Below are 5,840 nucleotides of genomic sequence, written 5' to 3'. Positions count from 1 at the left end.
ATGAATTGACCGAAGAATTCGCCGTTCATGATGTTTTCATCGGAGGCGTTCATCGGTTTGCCGGCCTCGGTGCGCAGGTTGGCGTTGGCCCGATCGCGAGCAGCCTCTTGGAATTCTTCGGGTATGCCGAGCAGCATGCCGATCACACGCATTGGCATCTGTGCACCGAGATCGGTGACGAAGTCGAACTGGCCGGTGCCGACAAGCGGATCCAAACTGCGAGCACAGAATTCGCGAATCTGCGGTTCGAGCTCGTTGATCTTGCGCGGGGTGAACATCCGCGCCAGCAGCTTTCGATGAACGTCGTGGATCGGCGGGTCCTCGAACAGCAGCACACCGGGCGGGATGTCGATGTTGGCCTTGATCAGTTCGAGGATTGCGCCCTTGGCCGAGCTGAAGGTCGCGTAGTCCACGATGCCCCGGTTGACGTCGGCGAACCGGCTGAGCGCATAGAAGTCGTGTTGGGAGTTGTAATACAGCGGCGCCTCTTCGCGCAGCCGGCGAAACATCGGGTAGGGGTCGGCATTCAGTTCGACGTCATACGGGTCGAAGTAGACGTCGTTGGCTGCGCTGACTGTCACAAGCTATCGCCTTCCGCCGGAACCAAACTCTGTCATCACCGCCAACTAGTGTCAACGAGAGATACATTTCAGCCATTCGGGGTTCTTAGTTACGGAGAATAGCGTTCTCCTAGGCGCGGCTCAATGCCGTGCGATATCCGCACTTGTATCGGTGAACCGATAAAGGATTGTGTGCGTTTGGACTGGGCTCAGTCTGCGCTGCCAGCGAATCCGCGTGAGCAGAAGTCCCATACTTCCTCGGCGGTGATGGGATGCACGGTGGCGTCGTCGGAGCCGCCGCTGGACTGGGCGATGAACATGACCGTCTGCATGGTCATGGCCGCCACCCGCTTGGGGTTGATTTCGGGACGTAGTTGGCCGGCCTCGCTGGCCGCCTCCATGAGTTCTGTGAGCAACGCCACCAGCGGAGCGTGCGCAACTTTCACTTCGGCCGGATGAGTGACGAGCAGCCGCGGGGCGAAATCGGTGAACAAGGGCCGCTTGGCCGTCGGGTCGGGACGGGAGGCCTCGTACAGCAGCTCGACAGCGACTTTGAGCCGCTCCAGCGGATCGGTGTGGCTTTCGGTGGCGGCGCGAATCTGGTCGGCCGACCGGCTGAGCGCATCCTCGAACAACGCCAGCAGTAGTTCGTGTTTGCCGTCGAACTGCAGGTAGAAGCTGCGCAACGACTGGCGGGACCGGTCGACGACCTCTTGGACGGTGAAGTCCGTGCTGCCCTTCTCGATGATGATCGCCTGGGCCGCGTCCAAGAACCGCTGAACGCGCTGCGCTGCCCGCAATTTCGCGGTCTTGATGGATCGCTCGACGGCACGCTGCTTCCAGGCCGGCTCTTCGCTCGGATTGGTCACGGTCGTCTCGGTCGATTGCCGCGAGGGGAGAACATGATTGGACTGTACCGGAGAACGCCGTGCCATCGCTGCGCTCGACCCCCTCACGGACGATGTGTTGGAGATTGTAACTTCCTCACGGCGAGAATACTATTCTCTTACACGTGTGTTTGGGAAGCGCGATCAAGAGAGCGGAGCGCCCAGAACCCCATGCAGCTGACTTTTGACGCCGAAGTAGAAGAATTTCGCACCGAATTCGTCGCCTTCCTCGAACAACATCTGCCCGCGGAGGCGGCAGGATGCGAGCGCCCGAGATCGTGTTCACACATTCCGGACTGGGCCGGACGGTGGCAGCGCAAGCTGTTCGACCACGGCTGGCTGTTGCCGGGCAATCCGCCGGAGTTCGGCGGTCGCAACGCGTCCCTACTGCAGCAATACGTCCATCTGGAAGAGCTGGCGCGGCGGCGGATCTATCTGACGTTCAACCCGCAGGGGGTCGGCATCATCGCGGCCTCGTTGTTGACGTTCGGAACGCCGGAGCAGAAACAGCGGTGGGCGGTCCCTATTCTGCGGGCCGAGAAGACCGCCTCGCTGGGTATGAGTGAGCCCGGGGCGGGATCTGACTTGGCGTCGTTGAAAACCCGCGCGGTGCGAGCCGGTGATGCCTTCGTGGTCAACGGCCAGAAGGTTTGGACCTCAGGCGCGCACGACGCCGACGTGCTGTTGACCTTCGTGCGCACCGATCCCGATGCGCCAAAACACAAGGGCATCAGCGTGTTACTGATTCCCACGGACACCCCCGGTGTGGTGCGACGGCCGTTCCCGTCGGTGTGTGGTCGCGATGATGTGGATTTCAACGAAGTGTTCTTCACCGATGTACGGGTTCCGGCCGAGAACCTGGTGGGTCCCCTCAACCGGGGATGGCACGTCGCCACCGGGTCCCTCGGCCATGAACGCGCCATGCTGTGGAAGGACTACGCCGACCTATTGCATTACCTCACCGTTGATTTCACGCCGACTGGCCCAGTCGAGCGGGATCACTACGCCACCTTAGTGATGGACACCCAAGCCATGCGACTGCTGGGATCGGCAACGCTGGCCAAAGCCGCCCGCGGTGAAGAGGACGTCCCCGCACAGTCGGTGTTGAAGTTGCTGGGCTCGGAGGCGTTGCAGCGTGCTTCGGAGGACGCGTTGAACGCCGCGGGTAATGACGGGCTGGTGCATCCGGCATTGACCGCTCCGTTCGCTCCGCTGAATCTCGACAGCCACTTCGGCAGCTGGTTCGACCGGTACGTGCGCAGCTTCGCCGGGACCATCGCCGGTGGCACCTCTGAGATTCAGCGCAACATCGTCGCCGAGCGGGTGCTGGGTTTGCCCCGCAATTGACAGTCCGATGCCCTAGAGCTGCACCAAACGAGGCGCGAAACCGTTGTCGCGCAACGTCTTCCCCGCCTCGCGAGTGAGTTCACGCGTGTTACCGAGCAGCCCGTCGAGCACCAGAGCCCGCTTGACGTGATGGTGCAGCGCGTGCTCGGCGGTGAAACCGATACCAGCGAGCACCTGCTGGCAATGGCGGGCCGCGGTCAACGCGGCATGGCCGGCGGCTGCCTTGGCCAGCAAACAGGCGAGGTCCTCGGTTTCCTGGGCGGACTGCAGGGTTGCTTCGGCGCCTTCGATCGCGACGAGCGTTTCGGCCAGCCGGTGCCGTATCGCTTGGAAGGATGCGATCGGTCTCCCGAACTGGACGCGATCCAATGCGTGCTGGCGGGCGAGGTTCAGCATTGCCCGGCTGGTGCCGAGCAGCCACCAGCCCAGTGCCCGACGTCCGGCGGCCAGTGGCACCGGTTCACCGGCAGGCACCCGCCGGATCGGGAGGCCATCGAGCGCCTGGCCGGTCTGATCGGTGCGTTCCCACCGCACCCACGATCCACCGGCATAGGGTAAGGCGACCGTGCCGCCCGGAGCCCGCCCAGCGCAACGCAGCACGACATCGTTGACAATGGGCGCCTGCGCACCGGTTTCACCGAGTAGGCCGAATACCAAAGGTATTGCGGTTTCGGGTATTTCATCGAGCATCTCGCGCCAACCGAGGTCGACCAAAGCGGCGTCCAGTTCGCGGCCCGAGGCGGTGGCCATAGTGGCCCGCAGCGATTCGGCCAACAGGCGCAACGACTCGTCCACGCAGTCACTCCTTTCCCAGGTCGAGCAACCGGCGGGCGATGATATTGCGCTGAATTTCGGCGGTACCGCCGTAGATGGTGGCCGCACGCGAGTACAGGTATTCCGGCCGCCACTCGGTGTCGTCGAGTTCCACGGTGCCAGGCAGCAGATCGTGGACGGTGTCATAGAGTCGCTGCTCGGCGGTGGCCAGCAAGACCTTGTCGATCGAGGTCTCCGGTCCCAGCCGGGCTCCGTCGACCAACCGGTGCTGGGTCGCCCGCGACCGGCAGCGCAGGGTGTGCAGCGCCAAATAAGCAGTGCCAAGCGATAACTCGTCATCGTCTTGGGCGTCGGCCACGAGTTGGTCGAATCGCGCGTAGAGGTAGGCGATGCGCTGCCAAAAGCAGGTCGAGCGCTCGTAGGGCAGCAGGTCCATCGCCAGCCGCCAGCCATCCCCCGGCTCACCGAGCATCCGCTCAGACGGAATCACGACATCGTCGTAATAGACCTCGCAGAATTCGTCGACTCCGTGCATGGTGTGCAGCGGTCGTATGGTGATGCCGGGGCTGTCCAGGTCGACGAAAAAGGCCGTGATTCCGTCGTGGCCGGGCGCGGTTCGGGTCAGCAGAATGCAGCGCGTCGCGAACTGCGCGAAGCTGGTCCAAACCTTCTGCCCGTTGACGATCCAATTGTCACCGTTGGGCACGGCGCGGGTGGTAAGGGACGCCAGGTCGCTGCCGGAGCCGGGCTCGGAGAACCCTTGGCACCACTGCTCGCGACCGCTGAGCAAGCGGGGCACCATCTGCGCGGCAAGTTCGGTCGGGGCGTAATCGATCATGGTCGGTGCGAGCACTTCGACCATCGAATAGGGGCCGGGTTCGGCGAGCCGGCGGCCGACCACCTCTTCACCGACGATCGCGCGCAGCAAGGGAGGGCCACCCAATCCGCCGACGTTCTCCGGCCAGCCATAACGCATCCAGCCGGCGTCATAAAGGGCGCCGTGCACCCGGGCCAATTGCTTCAGCTGGGCAGGCAGCGAGTGGTCAGGTCCTGGGGTCAGGTCAGCCTCGTCAAGCCAGACGCGTAAGTCCGCGCGGAACTGCTCGACGTTCACGGTTGGGGACGGCCGACCGCATGCGGTCGACCGGAGTCATGCACGCCGCTGCGGCGGATGAACGTCATCGCGCGGGTCTTCAGGCGCCACCCATCGGCGGTGCGCAAGTATGTGTCGCGGTAGTACCCGATCCGCATGTCGTGGGTGGCATGTTCGATGAAGCACAGCGGCTGGGTACCGCTGGCCGAGTCGCCGTTGAGCTCCACGACAGCGGTTCCGGTGAGAAACAGGCCTTTTGGCGCCGCAGCCACCAACTCGGGGAATCGGTCGAGGCGGTAGGTGTCGCCGAAGGCGCTGTAGGTGCCGTCTGGGGTGAAGACATTAACCAGCCCGTCGATGTCCTGCTGGGTGATCGTCACGGCATACCGGGCCAGCAACTGCTGGATTTCCACCAAGTCGTCAGTTCTGGTGGGCATAAACCTTGCCGCCTTTCATGACGAAGCTGACATTGCGGGTAACGGTGATGTCCTCTAGGGGGTCTCCTGGTACGGCGATAATGTCGGCCAGCTGGCCCACGGCCAGGCGTCCCCGGTCGGTGACGTTGATCAATTCGGCGGCGGTCACCGTCGCCGCCCTGAGCACCGCAAGGGGCGCAAGGCCCCAATCGACAAGCGTGACAAGTTCATCGGCGTTTCGGCCGTGCGGTATCGCGGGCGCGTCGGTGCCTACGGCGATCTTCACGCCGGCCTCATAGGCGGCCAGTATCGAGGTGCGCGACTTTGGGAACATTTCGGCGGCCTTGGCCTGTAGGGCCGGGGGAGCGTGCGAGACGTCCATACCCTCGGCCAGTCGCCGCGTCGACACCAGGAACGTGCCGTTCTCGACCATCATCGCGATCGCTTCGTCGTCGATGAGGAAGCCGTGCTCGATACAGTCGATCCCGGCGGCGACCGCATGCTTGACGGCGTCGGCGCCGTGGGTGTGCGCGGCCACCCGCAGCCCGCGGCGGTGCGCCTCGTCGACGATGGCGCGCAGCTCGTCATCCGAATAATGTTGAGCGCCAGGCGGTCCGGTGAGCGACATGACCCCACCCGAGCAACACACCTTGATCAATTGCGCGCCGTGCTTGATCTGGTAACGCACCGCCCGGCGAATCTCGTCGACGCCGTTGGCGATGCCTTCCTCGACCGTCAGATCCAATACGTGCGGTGCAAACGC

Annotated in this window: 6 protein-coding genes and 1 pseudogene; 1 reads left to right on the top strand and 6 read right to left on the bottom strand. The window is 63.7% G+C overall.

What is annotated here, in order from left to right; all coding sequences use genetic code 11:
- Both A9W95_RS15915 and A9W95_RS15910 read right to left on the bottom strand, forming a co-directional pair.
- A pseudogene (locus A9W95_RS15915) lies at positions 1-581 on the bottom strand (cytochrome P450); the annotation flags it as partial.
- 188 nt (positions 582-769) lie between these two features.
- Positions 770-1,429: a TetR/AcrR family transcriptional regulator gene (locus A9W95_RS15910; protein ID WP_067414540.1), complete on the bottom strand. Its 660-nt coding sequence runs from the start codon at positions 1,427-1,429 to the stop codon at positions 770-772.
- 189 nt (positions 1,430-1,618) lie between these two features.
- Here A9W95_RS15910 and A9W95_RS15905 point away from each other — a divergent pair, with 189 nt between their 5' ends.
- Positions 1,619-2,794 (top strand): acyl-CoA dehydrogenase family protein, encoded by a 1,176-nt coding sequence (locus tag A9W95_RS15905; RefSeq protein WP_067414537.1) that lies wholly within the window; start codon positions 1,619-1,621, stop codon positions 2,792-2,794.
- 12 nt (positions 2,795-2,806) lie between these two features.
- Here the strand turns inward: A9W95_RS15905 and A9W95_RS15900 are convergent, their stop codons facing one another.
- From A9W95_RS15900 to A9W95_RS15885, 4 genes are all read right to left on the bottom strand, one after another.
- A complete protein-coding gene (locus tag A9W95_RS15900; protein ID WP_067414543.1) occupies positions 2,807-3,544 on the bottom strand; it encodes an acyl-CoA dehydrogenase family protein in 738 nt (245 codons plus the stop codon).
- A gap of 49 nt (positions 3,545-3,593) precedes the next feature.
- A complete protein-coding gene (locus A9W95_RS15895) occupies positions 3,594-4,682 on the bottom strand; it encodes an acyl-CoA dehydrogenase family protein (protein ID WP_067414534.1) in 1,089 nt (362 codons plus the stop codon).
- Positions 4,679-5,098, bottom strand: a complete 420-nt coding sequence (locus A9W95_RS15890) for a nuclear transport factor 2 family protein (protein ID WP_067414531.1) — start codon at positions 5,096-5,098, stop codon at positions 4,679-4,681. Before A9W95_RS15890 ends, A9W95_RS15895 begins: the two co-directional genes overlap by 4 nt.
- A partial coding sequence (locus A9W95_RS15885) for an amidohydrolase family protein (protein ID WP_156746232.1) occupies positions 5,082-5,840 on the bottom strand: 759 nt, incomplete at its 5' end. The genes A9W95_RS15890 and A9W95_RS15885, both read right to left, overlap by 17 nt.

The sequence above is a fragment of the Mycobacterium sp. 1423905.2 genome, assembly GCF_001673155.1.
In the GTDB taxonomy this organism is placed as follows: domain Bacteria; phylum Actinomycetota; class Actinomycetes; order Mycobacteriales; family Mycobacteriaceae; genus Mycobacterium.
This window is presented reverse-complemented; position numbering and strand designations above follow the sequence as displayed.